The organism is Pseudovibrio sp. SCP20 (genome assembly GCF_057774105.1).
In genome coordinates, this window is sequence record NZ_JBYMDH010000001.1 from 447,378 (window position 1) to 466,621 (window position 19,244).

Annotated in this window: 21 protein-coding genes; 12 read left to right on the forward strand and 9 right to left on the reverse strand. The window is 53.4% G+C overall.

Annotated elements, in window-relative coordinates; genetic code table 11:
* Positions 1-326: 326 nt before the first annotated feature.
* From yacG to paaE, 8 genes are all read left to right on the forward strand, one after another.
* Entirely contained in the window at positions 327-524 is a 198-nt protein-coding gene (gene yacG, locus AC3CB2_RS02065; protein WP_008549890.1) for a DNA gyrase inhibitor YacG, read from the forward strand.
* Between the two features lie 344 nt (positions 525-868).
* Positions 869-2,467 carry a bifunctional metallophosphatase/5'-nucleotidase gene (locus AC3CB2_RS02070; protein ID WP_352931217.1) on the forward strand — a complete coding sequence of 533 codons (1,599 nt, stop codon included), beginning with the start codon at positions 869-871 and terminating at the stop codon, positions 2,465-2,467.
* 190 nt (positions 2,468-2,657) lie between these two features.
* The gene (locus AC3CB2_RS02075; protein ID WP_352931215.1) at positions 2,658-3,554 is read left to right on the forward strand and encodes a PaaX family transcriptional regulator; all 897 of its coding nucleotides are present in this window, start codon (positions 2,658-2,660) and stop codon (positions 3,552-3,554) included.
* A 129-nt stretch (positions 3,555-3,683) separates the two neighbouring features.
* Positions 3,684-4,667, forward strand: a complete 984-nt coding sequence (gene paaA, locus AC3CB2_RS02080; RefSeq protein WP_008549981.1) for a 1,2-phenylacetyl-CoA epoxidase subunit PaaA — start codon at positions 3,684-3,686, stop codon at positions 4,665-4,667.
* 13 nt (positions 4,668-4,680) lie between these two features.
* Positions 4,681-4,968, forward strand: coding sequence for a 1,2-phenylacetyl-CoA epoxidase subunit PaaB (gene paaB, locus AC3CB2_RS02085; RefSeq protein WP_014284492.1), 288 nt, complete (start codon positions 4,681-4,683; stop codon positions 4,966-4,968).
* A 7-nt stretch (positions 4,969-4,975) separates the two neighbouring features.
* A complete protein-coding gene (paaC, locus tag AC3CB2_RS02090) occupies positions 4,976-5,734 on the forward strand; it encodes a 1,2-phenylacetyl-CoA epoxidase subunit PaaC (RefSeq protein WP_352931213.1) in 759 nt (252 codons plus the stop codon).
* Between the two features lie 14 nt (positions 5,735-5,748).
* Positions 5,749-6,258 (forward strand): 1,2-phenylacetyl-CoA epoxidase subunit PaaD, encoded by a 510-nt coding sequence (gene paaD / locus AC3CB2_RS02095; RefSeq protein WP_014284494.1) that lies wholly within the window; start codon positions 5,749-5,751, stop codon positions 6,256-6,258.
* 26 nt (positions 6,259-6,284) lie between these two features.
* Complete coding sequence (gene paaE, locus AC3CB2_RS02100; protein ID WP_352931211.1) at positions 6,285-7,367, forward strand: 1,2-phenylacetyl-CoA epoxidase subunit PaaE; 1,083 nt, start codon at positions 6,285-6,287, stop codon at positions 7,365-7,367.
* Positions 7,368-7,461: 94 nt separating this feature from the next.
* On the opposite strand, the gene AC3CB2_RS02105 is transcribed toward paaE, so the two are convergent.
* Positions 7,462-7,887, reverse strand: coding sequence for a PACE efflux transporter (locus AC3CB2_RS02105; RefSeq protein ID WP_352931209.1), 426 nt, complete (start codon positions 7,885-7,887; stop codon positions 7,462-7,464).
* 102 nt (positions 7,888-7,989) lie between these two features.
* On the opposite strand from AC3CB2_RS02105, the gene AC3CB2_RS02110 reads away from it, so the two are divergent.
* A complete protein-coding gene (locus AC3CB2_RS02110) occupies positions 7,990-8,487 on the forward strand; it encodes a MarR family winged helix-turn-helix transcriptional regulator (RefSeq protein ID WP_075700481.1) in 498 nt (165 codons plus the stop codon).
* A 34-nt stretch (positions 8,488-8,521) separates the two neighbouring features.
* Here AC3CB2_RS02110 and AC3CB2_RS02115 read toward each other — a convergent pair whose 3' ends face one another.
* The 4 genes from AC3CB2_RS02115 to AC3CB2_RS02130 all read right to left on the reverse strand — a co-directional run bounded on the left by AC3CB2_RS02115 (position 8,522) and on the right by AC3CB2_RS02130 (position 13,944).
* Entirely contained in the window at positions 8,522-11,032 is a 2,511-nt protein-coding gene (locus AC3CB2_RS02115) for a protein kinase domain-containing protein (RefSeq protein WP_352931207.1), read from the reverse strand.
* A 433-nt stretch (positions 11,033-11,465) separates the two neighbouring features.
* Complete coding sequence (locus tag AC3CB2_RS02120) at positions 11,466-12,041, reverse strand: hypothetical protein (protein ID WP_352931205.1); 576 nt, start codon at positions 12,039-12,041, stop codon at positions 11,466-11,468.
* Between the two features lie 177 nt (positions 12,042-12,218).
* Positions 12,219-12,836 (reverse strand): glutathione S-transferase family protein, encoded by a 618-nt coding sequence (locus AC3CB2_RS02125; RefSeq protein WP_352931203.1) that lies wholly within the window; start codon positions 12,834-12,836, stop codon positions 12,219-12,221.
* 205 nt (positions 12,837-13,041) lie between these two features.
* A complete protein-coding gene (locus AC3CB2_RS02130) occupies positions 13,042-13,944 on the reverse strand; it encodes a LysR family transcriptional regulator (RefSeq protein ID WP_352931201.1) in 903 nt (300 codons plus the stop codon).
* Positions 13,945-14,081: 137 nt separating this feature from the next.
* On the opposite strand from AC3CB2_RS02130, the gene AC3CB2_RS02135 reads away from it, so the two are divergent.
* Positions 14,082-14,657 carry a cytochrome b gene (locus AC3CB2_RS02135; protein ID WP_352931199.1) on the forward strand — a complete coding sequence of 192 codons (576 nt, stop codon included), beginning with the start codon at positions 14,082-14,084 and terminating at the stop codon, positions 14,655-14,657.
* A 46-nt stretch (positions 14,658-14,703) separates the two neighbouring features.
* Here the strand turns inward: AC3CB2_RS02135 and AC3CB2_RS02140 are convergent, their stop codons facing one another.
* Positions 14,704-15,252 carry a sugar O-acetyltransferase gene (locus AC3CB2_RS02140; RefSeq protein WP_008549638.1) on the reverse strand — a complete coding sequence of 183 codons (549 nt, stop codon included), beginning with the start codon at positions 15,250-15,252 and terminating at the stop codon, positions 14,704-14,706.
* Between the two features lie 177 nt (positions 15,253-15,429).
* Between AC3CB2_RS02140 and AC3CB2_RS02145 the strand changes: the two genes are divergently transcribed.
* Entirely contained in the window at positions 15,430-15,963 is a 534-nt protein-coding gene (locus AC3CB2_RS02145; RefSeq protein WP_352931197.1) for a hypothetical protein, read from the forward strand.
* A gap of 14 nt (positions 15,964-15,977) precedes the next feature.
* Here AC3CB2_RS02145 and AC3CB2_RS02150 read toward each other — a convergent pair whose 3' ends face one another.
* A complete protein-coding gene (locus AC3CB2_RS02150; RefSeq protein ID WP_352931195.1) occupies positions 15,978-16,607 on the reverse strand; it encodes an NAD(P)-dependent oxidoreductase in 630 nt (209 codons plus the stop codon).
* Between the two features lie 67 nt (positions 16,608-16,674).
* On the opposite strand from AC3CB2_RS02150, the gene AC3CB2_RS02155 reads away from it, so the two are divergent.
* The gene (locus tag AC3CB2_RS02155) at positions 16,675-17,265 is read left to right on the forward strand and encodes a TetR/AcrR family transcriptional regulator (protein WP_352931193.1); all 591 of its coding nucleotides are present in this window, start codon (positions 16,675-16,677) and stop codon (positions 17,263-17,265) included.
* Between the two features lie 12 nt (positions 17,266-17,277).
* On the opposite strand, the gene AC3CB2_RS02160 is transcribed toward AC3CB2_RS02155, so the two are convergent.
* Both AC3CB2_RS02160 and paaK read right to left on the reverse strand, forming a co-directional pair.
* Positions 17,278-17,889, reverse strand: a complete 612-nt coding sequence (locus AC3CB2_RS02160; protein WP_008549518.1) for a TetR/AcrR family transcriptional regulator — start codon at positions 17,887-17,889, stop codon at positions 17,278-17,280.
* Positions 17,890-17,902: 13 nt separating this feature from the next.
* On the reverse strand, positions 17,903-19,216 hold the full coding sequence (gene paaK / locus AC3CB2_RS02165) for a phenylacetate--CoA ligase PaaK (protein ID WP_352931191.1): 1,314 nt from the start codon (positions 19,214-19,216) through the stop codon (positions 17,903-17,905).
* Between the last annotated feature and the right edge of the window lie 28 nt (positions 19,217-19,244).

Genomic DNA, 19,244 nt, shown 5'->3' on the forward strand with positions numbered 1-19,244 from the left:
TACCCCGACAAAGTGCTTCCGGTTGTTGGGCAAGGATACGCGCATACTTAAAAGTGCCTGCCTATGAGTAATCTTAGTCCGAACTTTAGCAGCTGCAAAGTTGTTTGCACCTAAACTGATTAACACCTTAAATTTAGGAGATAATTTGCAGTTGTGAAGAGGTGGCGAGGCCGTCTTTATTCCGAAATCGACAAAACCTCGGCAGTGACCTGACTTTATCTCTTGATGTCCCTGCAAATACTGGCTAGAGGCTCTGGCAGATGCTCCGCTGAGCCGGAGAGGTAAACAGCCATATCTGCGAAGACCCAAACCAGCAGTTGAGAGAGATGATGAAGAAGCCATCCGCAAAATGCCCGATCTGCGAAAAGCCGACGCAGGAAGCGACGAAGCCGTTTTGCTCAGACAGGTGTAAGCAAGTGGATCTCAACAAGTGGTTGAGTGGTCATTATTCCGTACCTGCAGTTGAGGAAGAGTTCAGTGAATCTGATATCTCTGACCTAGAAGATCCACGTATTCTGCATTGAGGATTTGGGGATAAATATTTCGAAAAATTGAAGATTTTTTCGACAATTTTTACGTATTTTCGGTGTTTTCTACCTGTGATTTGTTGAGCCAAGAAGTTGATATATTAAAAGGATTCTCAACAATCTTACCCCTTGCAACAGGTGCCGGATAGGTAAGCGATAAAAAAGTCAGGCTCTGAATTTTTTTTCAATTAGATGGCGAAATATATCTGCTTTAGTCTTGTGCCTGTCACAGTTATGGGCAATTGTACCGAGCGTGTTCTTGGGAGGTTTGCGCGGATATAGAGATTCTCGCGTAGCCGTCTCGTTAAATTGCTTGGGGCAATTGAAAAAAGGCAAGACCTATGAAAAAGCATCTCTTGGGCGCAACTGCGCTTTTGTTGTCTTTTGGTGTTTCTGCACCGGCTATGGCAGAATTTGATCTGACAATTTTGCACACGAATGATTTCCATTCCCGCATTGAGCCAATCAACAAGTACGACTCTACTTGTTCTGCAAAGGATGATGCAAAGGGCAAGTGTTTGGGTGGCACTGCTCGTTTGGAAACAGCAATTAAAGAACGCCGCGCTGCTGCGAAAAACTCCGTTCTGGTTGATGGTGGTGACCAGTTCCAGGGTTCTCTGTTCTACACTTACTACAAAGGTAAGGCTGCAGCTGAGTTCATGAACACTCTCGGTTACGACGCAATGACCGTCGGTAACCACGAATTTGACGATGGCCCAGAAGTTCTCCGTGGCTTCATGGACATCGTAAACTTCCCTGTACTGCTGGCAAACGCTGACTTCTCTAAAGAAGGCAAGCTGATCGGCGTTCTCAAGCCAACTTCTATCGTTGAGCGTGGCGGCGAGAAAATCGGTTTCATCGGCCTGACACCAGATGACACTCACGAGCTGTCCAGCCCAGGTGAGCACGTATCCTTCTACGATCCAATCGAAGCTGCAACCAAGCACGTTGCTGAACTTCAGGCGCAGGGCGTGAACAAGATCATCGTTCTGTCTCACTCCGGTTACGACGTAGACAAGAAAATCGCTGCTGCTGTTGACGGTATCGACGTGATCGTTGGTGGTCACACCAACACTTACCTGTCCAACACTTCTGACCGTGCTGAAGGCCCATACCCAACTTGGGTTGAAGCTCCAAATGGTAAGAAAGCTGCGATCGTATCTGCATACGCATACGGTAAGTTCCTCGGTGAGCTGAACGTTAAGTTCGACGACAACGGCGACGTGATCGAAGCTGTTGGTGAGCCAATCATCATGGACAAAGAAGTTGCTGAGAACGAAGCTATCAAGGCTCGTATCGCAGAACTCGCTGGCCCACTTGATGAAATCCGCACCGAAGTTATCGGCAACACAACTGCTGCGATCGATGGTGACCGTAAGTCCTGCCGCGCACGTGAGTGTGAAATGGGCGTTCTCGTAGCTGACGCTATGCTCGACGCAACCAAAGATCAGGGCGTTCAGATTGCAATCACCAACGGTGGCGGCCTGCGTGCATCCATCGACGCTGGTGAAGTAACCATGGGCGAAGCTCTGGCAGTTCTTCCGTTCCAGAACACTCTGGCGACTTTCGACCTTCAGGGTAAGTTCATCAAAGACGCTCTGGAAAACGGTCTGTCCAAGATCGAAGAAGGCGCCGGCCGCTTCCCACAGGTTGCTGGTCTGAAGTTCACCTTCGACGCTTCCAAGCCTGCTGGTGAGCGTATTGTTGAAGTGACCCTGGAAGACGGTTCTGCAATCGACGCAGAAAAAGTCTACAAAATCGCAACCAACAACTACGTTCGTAACGGTGGCGACGGCTACAAGATCTTCTCCGCAGAAGGTAAAAACGCATACGACTACGGCCCAGGCCTCGAATTCGTACTTGCTGACTTCCTGAAAGCACAGGGCGGTGCATACGAGCCAAAACTGGCTGGTCGCATCACCGACGCTACTGCAAAATAAGCAGAACTTGTTGAGCAGATGATTTGAAGCCGGAGGTTCTGCCTCCGGCTTTTTTCATGCCATCCTCTCGGGCATCAAAACCATCATTCTCTGCTGCGCTTCCTATTGTTCTTTGCAAACAGGGACTTGCATGAGGCGGCAGGAAGCCCTTACAACTATGTGGGGTCCAAATCTCAAGAGGCGCGTGGTCGTGGGCAATCTAGAGCAAGAGCAGCAAAAGCTCATCGACAGGTTCCATGCGCAAAAGCCAATCCGCTCATGGTCCATGATCATCTCCATCTTTGGTGACTGCGTTGCTCAGCGCGGCGGAGAGCTCTGGATGGGCAACATCACCGAGATCATGCAGATGATCGGCATCAACTCCGGTGTCGTCCGCACAGCCATGTCACGCCTTGCCTCTGATGGCTGGCTGGAACGCACCCGCATAGGCCGCAACTCCTTCTACCGCCTCACCAAAATGGGCCGTGAAGCCTTCGGTCAAGCCACTCCGCGCATTTACGCCCGAGGCCCCGCCAAGGGGAATGGCAGCTGGATCACAGCGATCCTGAGCGAAGGTGACGACCGGGCAGACCGCCGCGAGCAGCTGATGGAGCAAGGCTACGGCGTCATTGCACCCAATGTATTGATCAAGCCAGACAACGGGCAGGGCAATCCCAGATCCTCCGGCAAGGTTGTCTATATGCAGTCCAAGGCCCCAGCAGACAAAGCGCTGCAGCTGGCACGACAAGCCTGGAACCTGGACAGTCTGCAACAAGGCTACAGCGAGTTCATTGAGAACTACCGCGGTCTCCACGCATGCCTCTCAGAAGCTTCACGAAGTGAGCCGGGCATCTCGTCAGAAGACGCGCTGGTCATCCGCATCATGCTCATCCACGACCTGCGAAGGCTCGTTCTGAGAGACCCTGAGCTGCCTCTTCAGGCCTTGCCAGACAACTGGGCAGGAAGCATCGCCCGAGAGCTGGCGGCAGACATTTACAGCGCCTTGAGAGACCGCGGTGAGACCTGGCTTGATTCTAATGCCAAGAATGCAGAGGGCACTTTGCCGCCTCCTGAGCCTGCTTTTTTTGAACGGTTCCAACCTTTGTAATCATTAGAGAATTTAGAATTGTCCTAAAATGCGCCCTTAAATGTTACAGAAAAAACTTGTGAGAATGATATTCTGTGACATATTGAAGCGGAGACGAACATTGGTGTGCTCTTGGGAGGGACGTAACCTATGTACACGCAAGCATTGAACAACCCAGCTGTTGAAGCCGAGGTTGAGGACGAAGAGAAGCTTGCTGCTTTTCAAGCCCGTATTGACCGCGAAGAGAAGATTGAACCCAACGACTGGATGCCAGCAGCTTACCGCAAAACGCTGGTCCGCCAGATCTCTCAGCACGCGCATTCCGAAGTGGTTGGCATGTTGCCGGAAGGAAACTGGGTCACCCGCGCTCCATCCCTGAAGCGCAAAGCTATCCTGCTTGCCAAGATTCAGGACGAGGGCGGCCACGGTCTTTACCTCTATTCCGCCGCAGAAACCTTGGGTGTTTCACGCGAAGAGCTGGTGGATCAACTGCTCAGCGGCAAGGCCAAGTACTCTTCCATCTTCAACTACCCAACCCTCAACTGGGCGGATGTAGGTGCTGTTGGCTGGCTGGTGGATGGCGCGGCCATCATGAACCAGATCCCGCTCTGTCGTTGCTCTTTCGGACCTTACTCCCGCGCGATGATCCGCATCTGTAAGGAAGAAAGCTTCCACCAGCGTCAGGGCTACGATCTTCTCGTGGCCATGATGAAAGGCACTGCAGAACAGCAGGAGATGGTGCAGGACGCCGTCAATCGCCTATGGTGGCCAGCACTGATGATGTTTGGCCCTTCCGACAAGGACAGCAAGCACTCAGCAGCCAGCATGAAGTGGAAAATCAAGCGTTTCACCAACGATGAGCTTCGTCAAAAGTTCGTGGATGCGACAGTGCCACAGGCAAAGGTTCTGGGCATCACGCTGCCGGATCCGGACCTCAAGTTCAATGAGGAAACAGGCCATTGGGAACACGGTCAACCGGACTGGGACGAGTTTTACAACACCATTCAAGGCAATGGCATCTGCAACAAGCAGCGGATGAAAGACCGCATCAAGGCGCATGAGGACGGTGCCTGGGTGCGCGAGGCTGCGCAGGCGTACGCTGCAAAGCAAGCCGCAAAGAAATCAGCTGCTTAAGGGAGGGCGGAACATGAGCGAACAAGCAACACCACTTTGGGAAGTTTTTATCAGAGCACGCAATGGCATGTCTCATCGCCATGCAGGCTCCGTCCATGCAGCTGATGCAGAGATGGCACTTCAGGCAGCGCGGGATGTCTATACCCGCCGCGGTGAAGGCCTCTCCATCTGGGTTGTGCCATCAGCTGCAATCGTAGCAAACGATCCGGATGAGAAGGGCGAGATGTTTGAGCCGACAGCCTCGAAGATCTACCGCCACCCAACGTTCTACGAGCTCCCTGACGAAGTCGCGAACATGTAAGGAGGCCATGATGAAAGATCCGGCACTATTTACATACTGTATGCGACTGGCAGACGATTCCGCTATCCTGAGCCAGCGTTTGAGCGAATGGTGTGGCCATGCTTCTCACTTGGAAGAAGACATCGCACTCACCAACGTTGCACTCGACCTGATCGGCCATGCCCGCGAGTTATACACCTATGCAGGTCAGATCGAAGGCAAAGGCCGCGACGAAGATGACCTGTGTTTCCATAGGGTTGAGCGCGAGTTCACTAACCTGTTGCTTGTTGAACAGCCCAATGATGATTTCGCTTATGCCATCATCCGTCAGTTCCTGTTCTCCGCGTTCATGCATCCTTTCTGGGAAGCCATGATGAAATCGGAAGACGAGCTGTTGGCCGGTCTGGCAGCCAAGGCAGAAAAAGAAGCTGCCTACCATCTGCGCCATTCTGCTGAGTGGGTGATCCGTCTGGGTGACGGCACCGAGGAAAGCCACAACCGCATCAGTGATGCGCTGGAGTTCCTCTGGATGTACACCGGCGAGATGTTTGAGTGTGACGAGGTTGTATCATCGCTTGTTGCAAAAGGCATTGCCGTAGATCCCATGTCTATCAAGCACTTATGGGATGAGACAGTGAACACGGTATTGGTTCGCGCCAATCTGGAACGTCCAACGGAAAGCTGGATGCAGACCGGTGGCCGTAAGGGCGAACACAGCGAGCATCTGGGGCATATTCTGTCGCCAATGCAGTACCTGCAGCGCTCGTTCCCGCAAGCCCAGTGGTGATTGGGAGTTAACCCATGGCAGTTGCAGCGAAAATTTTGAGATCTGAACTGGACCAAAAAGCCTGGGATGCGGTGTGCGATGTACCGGATCCTGAGGTGCCGGTTCTGACCATTGAGGACCTTGGTGTTCTGCGCGATGTGCACGTGCAGGCGGATGGCTCTGTGCAAGTGACCATCACACCAACCTACACCGGTTGTCCGGCCATGAGCATGTTCGCTTTCGACATTGAAGCGGCTCTGCTCAACGCTGGATTTGACAAGGTAGAGGTGAAAACCGTCCTCAATCCGGCCTGGACCACAGATTGGCTCTCAGAAAAAGCGCGTGAAAAGCTAAGGGCTTACGGAATTGCGCCACCCAATGGCAAGGCCTCGCGTCGGGCTTTGTTCGGGGAGGAGCAAGTCCGTTGTCCCAAGTGCAACTCTGCCAACACCAGTCGTATTTCCGAGTTTGGCTCAACCGCTTGCAAGGCGCTGTACCGCTGCAACGATTGCTCTGAGCCTTTTGATTATTTCAAGTGCATCTGACCGGTTCAGGTGCAAGGGAGGAAACCATGTCGCCACGGTTTCATAGATTGAAGATCAAGTCAGTCCATCAAGAAACGGAGGAGGCCGTCTCCATCGCCTTCGAGATACCTGCGGACCTGAAGGAAGATTATTCTTTTATTCCAGGGCAGTACCTCACACTGCGCGAATTTATCAACGGTGAAGACACCCGCCGTTCTTACTCCATCTGCTCCTCTCCGAAGGACGATGACATCCGCGTTGCGATCAAGAAAGTGGAGGGAGGCCGCTTCTCAAGCTTCGCGCTCGACCACGTGGCTGTTGGCAACGAGATTGACGTGATGACCCCAATGGGCCGCTTCAATCTGCCACGAGGAACCACTGAAGATGCAAGGGTTTACGCCGCTTTCGCAGCAGGATCCGGCATCACGCCGATCATGTCCATGGTGCAGGCAGTACTGGAAGATGAGCCGAACAGTCATTTCTTCCTGTTCTATGGCAACAAGAACTCTCAGAGCGTGATCTTCAAGGATCAGCTGGATGACCTGAAGGACCGCTTCCTCGATCGCTTGAGTGTCTACCATGTTCTGTCCCGTGAGGAACAGGAACTGAGCCTCTTCAATGGTCGCTTAACATCTGAAAAGATTGAGGAATTCATCACCAAGACGGTCGGTGAAAACAGCATTGACCACGTCTTCCTCTGCGGTCCCGGCGATATGATCGAAGCGGCCAAGCAGACCTGTCAAAACCACGGCATCCCGCTGGAACACATCCATAACGAGCTGTTCGTTCCAGCAGACGGCGGTGATCCACACGCAGCACATAAAGCTAAGGATTCCAGTGCTGTAGACCACAACGCCAAAGTCTCCATGATTGTCGACGGAGCCCGTCACGACATCACCTTGGAGCCGGGTGAGACCATCATCGACGGCGCTCTGCGCGCAGGCATTGAGGCACCATTCTCCTGTAAGGGCGGAATGTGCTGCACCTGCCGTGCGAAGGTCGTTTCCGGTGAAGTCGACATGGCCGTGAACTATTCACTGGAACCATGGGAAATTGAGGCAGGCTACGTGCTCACCTGCCAATCCAGACCCAAAACAGATGATGTCACAGTCGATTACGACGACATCTGATCAGACAAACCGCCAGTTTGCGTTGGTTTGAAAGGAAAAGCCGGAATTTGCGTTATTCCGGCTTTTCTTGCGTTTATATGTCAGCGTTGCGATTTCAGGCGGCTCTAGGCGCGGGGACTGGGAACACCAGATCGTAAACCCAGTTATAAACGAAGGCATAGATCAGGAAGAACACCGCAAAGCCGATATCGAGTAGCAATGCCTGAATAAAATTCATCTGCAACCACCACATGATTGCGACAAGACCAAATCCAAGCAGGCCACCCTCAAACAGAAATGCGTGTACAATACGCACAAGGATGGTTCTTGGCTTGGTGCCGCGGTTGGCCACATACCATCTGTCAAAGAGCCAGTTGTAAACAAAGTTCCAGCCCATAGCGATCAGGGATAACATCAGTCCAAGGGCACCAACCTCTTGCAATGAGTGCCCCGTAATCCAGCTGCCAAATACTGCGACAACGGAAAGAGCAACCACTTCAAACAGCACTGTATGCCGGATTCTGTCCCAGAAACTTCTCATTTTACACCTGTCTTTCTAAGTAGCTTTCTGGATAGATATATTCAAACTATCTTTCTGGCAAGATTTAATTTAGAAAACCGGTAGAGTTGTGATGAGGATCTCATGTCAAAAGCCTACCCGATGGGCAAAGCCCTTGAGCTAATGCGCCAGAACTGGCCGGAAGCCGTCTCCGTTGAAACCGAGCTGTTTCTCAGCATGAACCGGTTCGCCGAAATCCTCGACCAGAACTGCACCAAAGAGCTGGAAGTCTACGGCCTGACCAATGGCGCCTTTGAGGTGCTGGTGGCTCTGCGTGGGCGTCCTGAGCCCTGGGAAATGTCCCCCAGTGATCTATACCGGGCTCTGCTGATGACATCGGGCGGCATGACCAAAATTCTCAAGCAATTGGAAGCTGATGGCCTCGTCACCCGCATCGACCATGACACCGACAAACGCAGCAAGATCGTGCGCCTGACAGAAGCGGGCAAAGCCACCGTCGAAAAAGCCATGGACAGCGTCATGGCCGGCGACCGCCGCGTGATCTACCAGAACCTCACCAAAGAAGAAGTCCAATCCCTCCGCGACACACTCCTCAACGTAGTCGTGAAGCTCGGGGTGTAGGGGTATAACACCCTCGCGGACAAAGCATCACACCCTACCCGGTACCACCCGGACCATCCTTCGCATAGTTGATCAGGGTTAGGGCCTGTTCAGCGGAGAGGCGGGTGGTGGGGTTGAGTTTGAGGAGGCCGATGATGGCTTCCTTCATGTTTTGCGGAACACCTGCCAGATGTCGTTCCAACAGAATGCGCAGCTGGTTGGAATCTGTGTTGGCACCATTGCGGAAGTCCGTCAGATCCTCCTTGAGAAGATTTGCAGTGCGGCTCCCGGCAACGGCCGTCACCAGCAAGATACCAGCGGACCACGCGTCGATCTTCTCGCTCAGGTTTTCCTTGTTGGGGCCGGGGTTCTTGGCTTCCGGCGGCATGATGTCCGGTGTGCCGCTCAGGTCGAACCCATCAGGCTCACCTTCGCCAGTGCCGGTTGCGACGCCTTCATGGGCGGTGGCAAGGTCATAGTCGATGATGACTGGCACCTCATCACCTTCCTCGCGGAACATGATGTTGTCGGGCTTCAGATCCTGATGGACGATGTTGCGCTTGTGCAGGAAGGACAAACCGTTCAGCAGTCCATTGGCGAACGCTTCGGCCTGTTCCTCAGGCATACCACGTTCCTCTGGGATACGCTCTGTCAGGTTTCCGCCCTTCAGCTTCTCCATCACCATGTAGGGTTCTTCCTGTTCAGTGATGCCAGTGCCTTTGATCTGGGGAATATTCTCGTAGCCCTTTGCCTCATCAAAATCTGCCAGTGCCGTCAGGATCTTCGCTTCATGTAAAAGCTGCGGAATGCCGATATAGGTCAACGGCTCTCCCGCTTCCACCTGCACCGCATTGGGTCGCTTCAAAACTGCATTTTCCATCTCCGGGAAGTCCTGAAGCACACCTGTTGCACCATGGGCAAGGACACCCGGCTGATCGTGCTCCCCATCGACGATAGGCGGCGGAACATGTTGGTTCATGCGCAGGCTGTGCCGTGTTGCGCGATAGCGGTTGCCATACTGGCGGGCGTCTCGTCCGCGCTGAGGCACCATTTCAATGCCTGTTGGCACACTGTCCGGTTCAATCACCAAAGTGCCATTGCGTTTTCTCTGAACGCGAATAGGGCTGCCTTCCTTGGGCTCGTCGCTATAGACCCGTTCCGGCTCCTGTGGCTCCGGCTCTTGCGGCTGTGGCTCAGGTTCCTGTAGCTGAGGCTGCTCTTCCGGCACAAAGTTCGGGTTGTTCTGCTGCATCAGCGCAAGAGCTTGCTCAGCTGTCAGACGCTCGCCCACCTCAACCCGCATCATGCCTTTGATGGCCATTTTGATGTGCTCAGGCGCAGTGCCTAACCGACGATCCAAAGCTTCATCAACAACAGCCTGATTGCCCTCGGCCTGTCTGGCTTCCTGCACCAACGCCTGCTGGCTTTGCTTGCCAATCACTGCTGCCGCCAGACAAAGCCCACCAGTCCATGAATCTGCCTTTGGCGTGATCTTGGCTAGATTGATCTGCTCGCCTTGCTTCTCCGGGGGCTGGATGTTCGGTTCGCCATCCCGCTCATAGCGGAACTCCTCATAATCATCCGTTGCAGCCGCAATCCCTTCTGTGGCTGAGGCTGCGTTGAAGTCGATGATCACCGGCTCAACACTGCCCTGATTGCGGAACATGATATTGTCGATCTTCAGATCCTGATGGATCACATTGCGGTTCTGTAGGAAGGAAATACCGGAGAGCAGCCCTTCTGCAAACTGATCCAGCTGCTCGGGGGGCAGGCCCTCGTTGGCGATACGATCATCCAGCGTGCCGCCCTTCAGGTTCTCCATGATCACGAAGGGCTCGCCGCCACCGGTCACGCCAGAACCTTTCACCTTGATGATGTTCTCAACGCCTTTGGCACCTTCAAACTCCCCAAGAGCGGACAGGATGGTTGTTTCGTGAATGATCGACTCCATTCCCAGAAACTGCTGGTTTTCTCCCTCACCAAAGCTGTAAGGGCGCTTGATGACAGCGTCTTCCATGTCGGGGTAGGTCTGCAGGTATCCCGTACCGCCACGGCCAAGAGCTTGTTGGGCTAATGCATCTCCCTGAAGCGGCGGTGTGATCTTGCCTTCCACATCAGTGGAGTATCTGGTCGGTGCGTAAACGGCGTGACGCACACCATCAAGTCCGGCACCATGAGCTGTCGCGATGGTACGAGGCACGGAGTAGGGATCAATGACCATGGTGCCATTGTCCTTGTACTCCACCTGCATCCGGCTGCCTGCCTTAGGCTGCTCATTGGGGCGGTTCTGCATGGGAACAGCCAGCGGTGGCATCATGGGCTGGCCCGGTTGCGGAGGCTGCTGGGCATCGGCATCGTTGACCCGCACCTCTGGTGGAGCCTGGTTCTCTGGTTGTCCAACGGGTCTCTCACCTGCCAGATCCGCTGGATCAAACTGCAGGTTCAACTCCTGCCCCATGGCCTGTATCCAGTTTTCATAATCCGGAGCAGGATTTTCATTGGGCTGTTGTTCGTTATTGTTGCCAGGAGCCATAAGCTTGCCCTTCTTGCCGACAATCTTAATCAACTGACCAATTATGACTCGCAGCGCTCACTGCAGAAATAATAAAACCAAGGAACACTATCTATTGTTATCAGCCCGATAACGCGCATAACGACTATCGATTCAAGTTTGCATCTGATCTGAGATGTATCGCTTGGCAGTCGGTGCTTTTTGGGCTTGGAGGAAGGGAGTAGGAATGTTGGAAGCACCGATACAAACACCCCGCTGCACCCTCGCCAAACCAACACCCACCGATAAACCAGATCTCATAAAGCTGTTCTCAATCTCAGGCACCCTGAAAATAGACAAGTACAAGGATAGGGAGGGCCTATGAGACCAACTACCCACCTACGTCAACCGCATGGCCCTCTCCGGCATTCACGGTGGCTATTTTCATAACAAAAGCACCCGCTGATATAGCCTACTAGCGGGGAGCGCTTTCTTAGGTCGAAGACACTTACTTAAACTTAGGAATTTTGGCTAACTGCTTATCTATGCACGAGGAGACATTTTCATCATCGAGATGTCCTGTTTTACAGAGTTTTTTGATGGCCAATGCCGTTTTAAGTTCCTCATAATTGGCATCAAGGGAGTTTGGTATACCAGAAACAACGAGGTAGCTGTCTTTCATACATTGAATGTTTTCAGCATAGGTGTTTTGCTTGGTCAGAGTTAAGCGGGCATGATACTTCTCAATATGCAAATGGCAGGTTTTGCCATTAGTGAACTCAATAATGAAATTTGCATCTTCCTTAGCAAATCCGAAGAATACATTCATATTGTTGAGTGGGCCTATAAAATGTAAAAGGTCTCTTATCTCATTTGGAACTGGATTTGGATAAGCGTATTGCTCAAAGTATACAAACAGTGCAGCTAGATATTGTTTTGAAGAGAAATTTTCTAGCAAGAGATCTTGTACTTTTGTGATCCTTACTTCGTCATTTTTCTTATTAATATTAGTGTTTACACCCGCAAACGCTTTATAGGGGGACGCTAGGATTAATAATAGAGCAAGCAATCGAAGAGTGGTCATTATCTCGATTTGTGTTGGTATTTTCTAAGTTGCTTTATTTGAACTCAAAACGTGATGCTGACAAGTTTCTTAAGGCGGTCAAGGGGCTAAATTCTTTTAGGGAACTAAAAAGATGACAAAACACCCGCTGATGACGTTCATCAGCGGGTGTTTTGTCCAAAACGGATAACTTATCGTCTACCCCAGCATTCCAGCTGCTTTCACAGCTTTCACGGAATCTCGTTCTTCCATCAGCTTTTGGAAAGCGTGGAACTTTGGAAAAGGCGTGATGTCGACCTGATCGCCTTTGAGCCAGGTGCTGACCACGTAAAGATAGGCGTCGGCAATGCTGAAGGTCTCACCGAGTACGTAAGGGCCGGCGACGATGTTCTCTTCCACATACGCGCAGCAGGCTGTCATGGTTTCCGGCACCTTGGCGCGCATGTCCTCCCAGCTGGATTCCTTATCCGCCCAACGGGCACCGCGCAGTTTATGGGCGTGGTTCACGTGCATGGTGGAGGCCAGATAGTACATGGCCTCGCGCATCTTGGCGGCTTTGTAAGGATCAGAGGGCTTCAGGCTCGCATCCGGCGCAAGGTCGGCAATGTAATCCAGCAGAGCACCGGCTTCCGTCAGAATACCGTGGTCGGTCACCAGAACAGGCACGCGGCCTTTCGGGTTCACTTCCAGCAGCTGCGGACGGCTGACCTCCGGGTTCTTGAAGTCGATTTTGTGCGTGGTGTACGGCACGCCGGATTCTTCAAGGGCAATGGCAACGGCAATTGAGATGGTGCCGGGAGCGTAAAACAGTTTCATAGATCACTTGCTTGGCTGAAATGATAGGATGCTTGCACACTATACGTAGCAACACCAACCTGCAATTGAGGTTATTGTGACCAGCACTTAAGCTGGCATCCTTTAGAGCGTATTCCCGAAAAGTGGTTCCGGTTTTCGGATAGGAATACGCGTTAAAACAAAAGGTTAGAGCTGGATGCGTGAATGCAGATGAACGCAACCTGCTCTAGCGCCGATAAAGCTCGCCCTGCATATCTGGCCGCAAATCCATCAGCGCATCTGCCAGAAAGTCCACAAAACGGCGGATACGCACGGTCTTACGCAAATCAGCATGCAGCACGATCCAGAGTGTTTGCCCAAACTCCAGCGGCGTACCAGGCACACGGCACAGGTCAGGAAAGTACTTCTCAAACACCACTGGTAGGGGAGAAATGCCACAGCCTTCCCGAAGCATCCGCAGCCGCATATATCCATCAGAAACGCTATGCCGCACATCTGCCTGAGGAAAGGCAGACTGTGAGATCCAGTTGCTGAACGGACCATTCTCCGGCCATCCGATCCACGACAGACCTGCGCCTTGTGGGCCAGCTTTTGCAAACGCAGTGTCGATGTAAGTCTTGCTGGCGTAAATGCCCATCGCCATAGGATAGAGCTTGCGGGCAACCACGTCGCCGCTCACATCATAGGCGGCTCGCAGTGACACATCCGTCTCGTCCTTGTTGATGTTCTCAACCGCAGAAGTCAGCCGCAGCGCCACCTGAATATCCGGATATGCCTCCTGAAAGCGACTGATAATCGGCGTAATCACATCATAGGCAAATGTGGGCGTAACGGAAAAGCGAAGCGTTCCGGCCTCGGTTTTGTCCAGCCCTTCCACCCGTTTGCGCGCATTGATGATCACCTGCTCGGCCTGTTCAGCAAACGGCAGCACAGCCTCGCCAGCCTCTGTCAGCTTGAAGCCCTTGGTGGAGCGCACAAACAACGCCACGCCATAACTCGCTTCCAGCGCCTGAATATTGCGGTTGACTGTGCCGTAATTGGTGTGAAGCAGCTCTGCCCCGGCCCGCAAACTGCCAGCCCGCGCCACGGCGAGAAAGGCGGGCATCAGCTCCCAATCAGAAGACTTCATGAATGTTCTAATGTTCCTCTCAAGTAACACGCTGTTGCGAATAGTAGCATTCTTGTTCTCGCCGTGTAACGTAAAATATGCCCCAGAATTGATCAGGAACTCGTAGGCAGGTTCCTTGAAAATGGATGGAGCATGCAATGACAACTCGATATCACCCGGTTTTGGTTACCTTGCACTGGATTGTCGCCCTTATGATTTTCATGGCACTGGTGGTGGGAGGCCCCATGCTGGCCGAAATGGATAACGCAGACCCGGAAAAGCTGACGGGCATGACAGGGCATATGATCTGGGGCATGACGGTTGGGGTGCTGATCATCCTGCGCCTCATCACCCGCTTTGTGACGAGCAAACCCCGCAAGGCTGACGCGGGCAACGCCGCCCTCAACACGCTCGCTGGGCTGGCGCACTGGGCGCTTTACCTGCTCATTGCAGCGATGGTTGTCTCAGGCCTGACCATGGCCATAAACGCAGATCTCTTCGCAATCGCATTTGGCGGCTCTGGCCAGGCACTCCCGGCAGACCTGATGATCTATCCGGCACGCGTCGCCCACGGAGTGATTGCCACCTTACTGAGCGCGCTGATCCTGCTGCACATCGGCGGATGGGCCTTCCACCAGTTTATCCTGAAGGATCGATTGTTCAGCAGAATGTGGTTCGGCAAGCGAAAAGTATCTTCCGAGGCAGAAGAAACGCCTCAGGCGCTGAAGGCCTGATAGAAACAAGAGATGGCTGCTGGGATACACCCCGGCAGCCGTTGCTTTACCCGCGAATGCGAGCGGGATTGCCCACCACGGTTGCCCCGGCAGGCACGTCCTTGGTCACCACGCTGCCAGCACCAACAATGGCCTCATCGCCAATTGTCACGCCCGGCATGATGATCGCAGCCCCGCCAATCCAGACGCGTTTGCCGATGGTCACCGGCTTGGCAACCTCCAACCCGGCACAGCGTTTCTCTGCATCCTTATGGTGCTGCGCGCAATAGATCTGCACATTCGGCCCCAGCATGGTCTGCGCCCCAATCCGCACCGTGGCGCTGTCCAGAATTGTGCAGCCTGCGTTGAGGAAGACCCTCTCTTCCAGATGAATGTTGACGCCATAGGAGCAATGGAACGGTGTTTCGATGATCGTGCTGTCCGTGGCACTGCCAAGCAAACCACGTAGGGCAGGGCTGATCAGCCCACGTTCACTTGGGTGCAGCGTGCGATGTTCATGCACGGCGCGATAGGCCGCCTGCCGCATTGCCTCTAGTTCATCATCAATGCAGGTGTACCACTCACCTGCCTCCATTTTTTCACGTTCTGTTTTCATGTGGGGCCATTCCTTGAGTCTTGCCGTAACTCTCGGAAAAATCGAAGAGTCTTGCAAGCAGCATTTTTACTGTCACCTGCATTTCGCCAAAGCCTAGGCAGCGCATCAGCGGAATTTGCTGGTTTGCTTCGCCATATAATGCGATATAGAACATAAAGTGAACAAATGGAGCTGGAGATGCAATGGCTACCTGGGTTCTATTGGAAGGAGAGGGACGGCCAGAGAAACATGTTTGTTGGCGGCTCGCTGCTGTCCTTCGAAGTCGCAATCTTGCTTTGGGAAGAGCTGGCAATGCCGCCATGCCTCATGTGGCAATGGCAGATTTTGCATAAAGCCTATGTGAGAGCATCTGGCGGAGAAGCAACAAAGGCGCTTGGCACCATCTCCTCTCAGATCGCTTACTGTCATTATGTTGGCTCGCTCACAGCGCAACCACCTGAAAGAGAAGAAATGAGAAAACCGAAATACATCTGGGGCCCTGCTGAAGGAGCAAAGATCGGCGATGGCAGAGGCATTGGCCGCGTCCCCGACAATCCCGAGATCTGCATGCGAGTTGACCGCTTCACCCAGGAGAACGGTGCGATAGGCTGGTACTATGTGGTGTCCGAAGGTCGGGAGTTCATCGAAGACGGACACCGTCTCAGTAAATGGGAAGCCGTTTTGGCGGCTGAAGAGGTCTATGACAGCAGCGGCATCTGCAAGGCCCTCTGATCTGACCGCACGCCTCAGGTGGAAATCCCCACGGCACGGCGAAGGTACTGCGCATCAGAAAGCTGGCGACTGAGAAAACCGGCGATGTCTGCTGGGTTAATCTTCAGCGACAAGCGCGGTTCAGATGCGGGGAAGTTCTCTTTGTAGCTGCCGGTTGCCAGCTCTGGAGCAAACGCGCTGGGCCGCACGATGGTCCAGTCCAGACCGCTCACCCGCACAAGCTCCTCCTGCAGTTCATGGTCTTTGAACACAGGCCGCAACAACGCACCAAACATGATCCGCTTCCAGAAGAAGTTGAGGTTCGCCCAGCTCTCATGCGCCCCAAGGGTGGACTGACAAACCAGCCGCTTCACCCCGTGCTTTTGCATGCCCAGAATGACATTGCGGGTGCCGTCTGACCGGATCGTGCTGCTGCGCGACATGCCGGCTCCCAGCGTAATCACCACCGCCTCATGCCCTTCAACTGCTGCTGCAACCTCCTCAGCAGAGGCTGCATTGCCTGCCAGAAACGTCAGGTTTTCATGCTCAATCTTCAGCTTGCCGGGTGTGCGGGCAAAGGCCGTCACCCTGTGCCCATCTGCCAACATCCTCTCTGTGGCGAGCCTGCCAACGGTGCCTGTCGCACCAAATATGATCGTTTTCATTGTCATGCCTTTCAAACTTTACATGGTGTCAAGTTGACATCATGTCAATCGCATCTATATTGACACCATGTCAAGTCAGAATATTCCCACCCGAGATCGTATCCTGAAGTCCACCTGGCAATTGCTAGAAGCAGGGAATGGCAATGCTGTGCGCATGTCAGATATTGCAAAGGCCGCCAAAATTAGCCGTCAGGCGCTCTATCTGCACTTTCCCAATCGCGCAGATTTGCTCACTGCCACAACGCGTTATCTGGATGAAGTGCACGATATCGATGCAAAGCTGGCCAAAAGCCGGAGTGCAGCATCCGGCACGGAAAGACTGGAGGCCTGGGTCGAGACCTGGGGCAATTACATCCCGACGATTTTTGGTGTGGCCAAGGCGCTCATGGCCATGCAGGAGACGGATGAAGAAGCCGCAGCAGCCTGGAATGACCGAATCCTCGCCATCCGCGATGGCTGCGAAAAGGCGGTGCAGGCACTGAAATCTGATGGCAAGCTAACGGATAAAATGAGCGAAGAAGAAGCAACCGATTTGCTCCTCACGCTCCTTTCGGTGCGCAACTGGGAACAGCTGCGTATCACCTGCAACTGGACGCAAGACCGCTACATAGACATGATGCAGCAGCTCACCGCGCAGGCATTGGTAAAATCAGATTAAGGGTAGGGGAGATCAGCTCGCCGCAGTTCCCTGAATGGAACGCGAGCCATTCAGCAGAAGCTGCACCACCAGATCCGCATAGCCTTCGCGGCTCAGGTCGCCCCCCGGTTTAAACCAGAGGTAAGACCAGTTGAGCATGCCAAACAGGCTCATGGTGACGGGCTTGATCAGCGCGTCGCCATCACCAAACTGCGGATTGGTGGCAGCCACAGCATCAGCAAAGATCGCAACCAACTTGCGCTCCAGTTCAATGATGTCCTGCTTCTTCTCGGTTGGAAGAAACGAAAGCTCGTTGATCTGCAGCTTGTGCTCTGAATCTGCGTCCTCATAGGCCATCATCAAAGCACGGCACAGGCTACGCAAACGCTCCAGTGGCTCTTGCTCCGCCTGACCGGCACTCTCCACCGCATCTACGAGCTCCTCAAGGTGCGCACTGATAATGTCAATCAGCAGCGTCTCTTTGTTCTCATAGTAGTGATAGAGCAAAGCCTTGGAGAAGCCGCAGATCTTGGCGATCTGCGCCATGGATGTTTTGTCGTAGCCATGCTGCGCGAAGGCGCGCGCCGATAACTTCAAGATGGATTTGCGTTTATCGTCATAATCCGCTGCTCTGGTGCGCGCCATTCTCAGTAGTCCGTTAGTCTTCTTTAGGCCGCAGGTCCACAACCCGCTTGGCCTTGCCTTGGCTTCGTTCTATGGAATTTGGCAGGCCCACGTCTACCCCAACCGAAATTCCGATGTTGTTTTTCACATGAACCGCCAGCTCTTTCGCACTCGCCAGACGATCTGCATCAGAGGTGGCATGGGCAGCCGCTTCCACCTTCACCATCAGCTGATCCATGCGACCTTTGCGGGCCAGCTCGATCTGATAGTGAGGGGAGAGACCATCACAGCGAAGCATCTGCTCTTCAATCTGGCTTGGGAACACGTTCACACCGCGCACGATCATCATATCGTCAGACCGTCCGGTGACCTTTTCCATACGCCGCATCTTGCGGGCGGTGCCCGGCATCAGGCGTGTCAGGTCGCGGGTGCGGTAGCGGATGATCGGCAGACCTTCTTTGGTCAGCGTAGTGAACACCAGTTCACCCTCAGATCCGTCGGGCAGAACCTCACCAGTCACCGGATCAATGATCTCAGGGTAAAAGTGATCCTCCCAGATGTGCAGACCATCCTTGGTATCAACGCACTCCTGCGCCACACCCGGACCCATGACTTCGGAAAGGCCATAGATATCAACCGCATGCATATCGAACGCCTGTTCGATCTCTTCACGCATGGAGTTGGTCCACGGCTCAGCACCAAAGATGCCGATCTTGATGGAGCTCTTGCGCGGATCCAGCCCTTCTTTGCGATACTCATCCAGAATGGAGAGCATATAAGACGGGGTGACCATGATGATCTCAGGCTTGAAATCCTCAATCAACCGAACCTGACGCTCTGTCATACCGCCAGACATAGGGATCACCGTACAGCCAAGGGCTTCAGCACCGTAGTGCGCACCAAGCCCACCAGTGAACAACCCGTAGCCATAAGCGATGTGCACTTTATCACCCGGCTTACCGCCTGCTGCGCGAATGGAACGGGCAACAACACCCGCCCAGGTCTCAATATCCTTTTTGGTGTAGCCCACCACAGTCGGCTTGCCTGTGGTGCCGGAGGATGCATGAATGCGGCATATGTCTTCCTCAGGAACAGCAAACATCCCGAACGGATAATTGTCGCGCAAATCCTGTTTGGTGGTGAAAGGAAACTTCGCCAGATCAGCCAGACTCTGCAAGTCATCGGGATGCACGCCAGCTGCATCAAAACTGTCTTTGTAGAACTTTACGTTCTCATATGCATGGCGAACTGACCAGCGCATGCGCTCCAGTTGCAGCGCTTGCAGCTCCTCCCGTCCAGCCGTTTCAATAGACTCCAGATCTGGCCTGCGTTCTTCAACCTCCAACATTTTCTCCTCCTCAAATGCTGGTCATCCA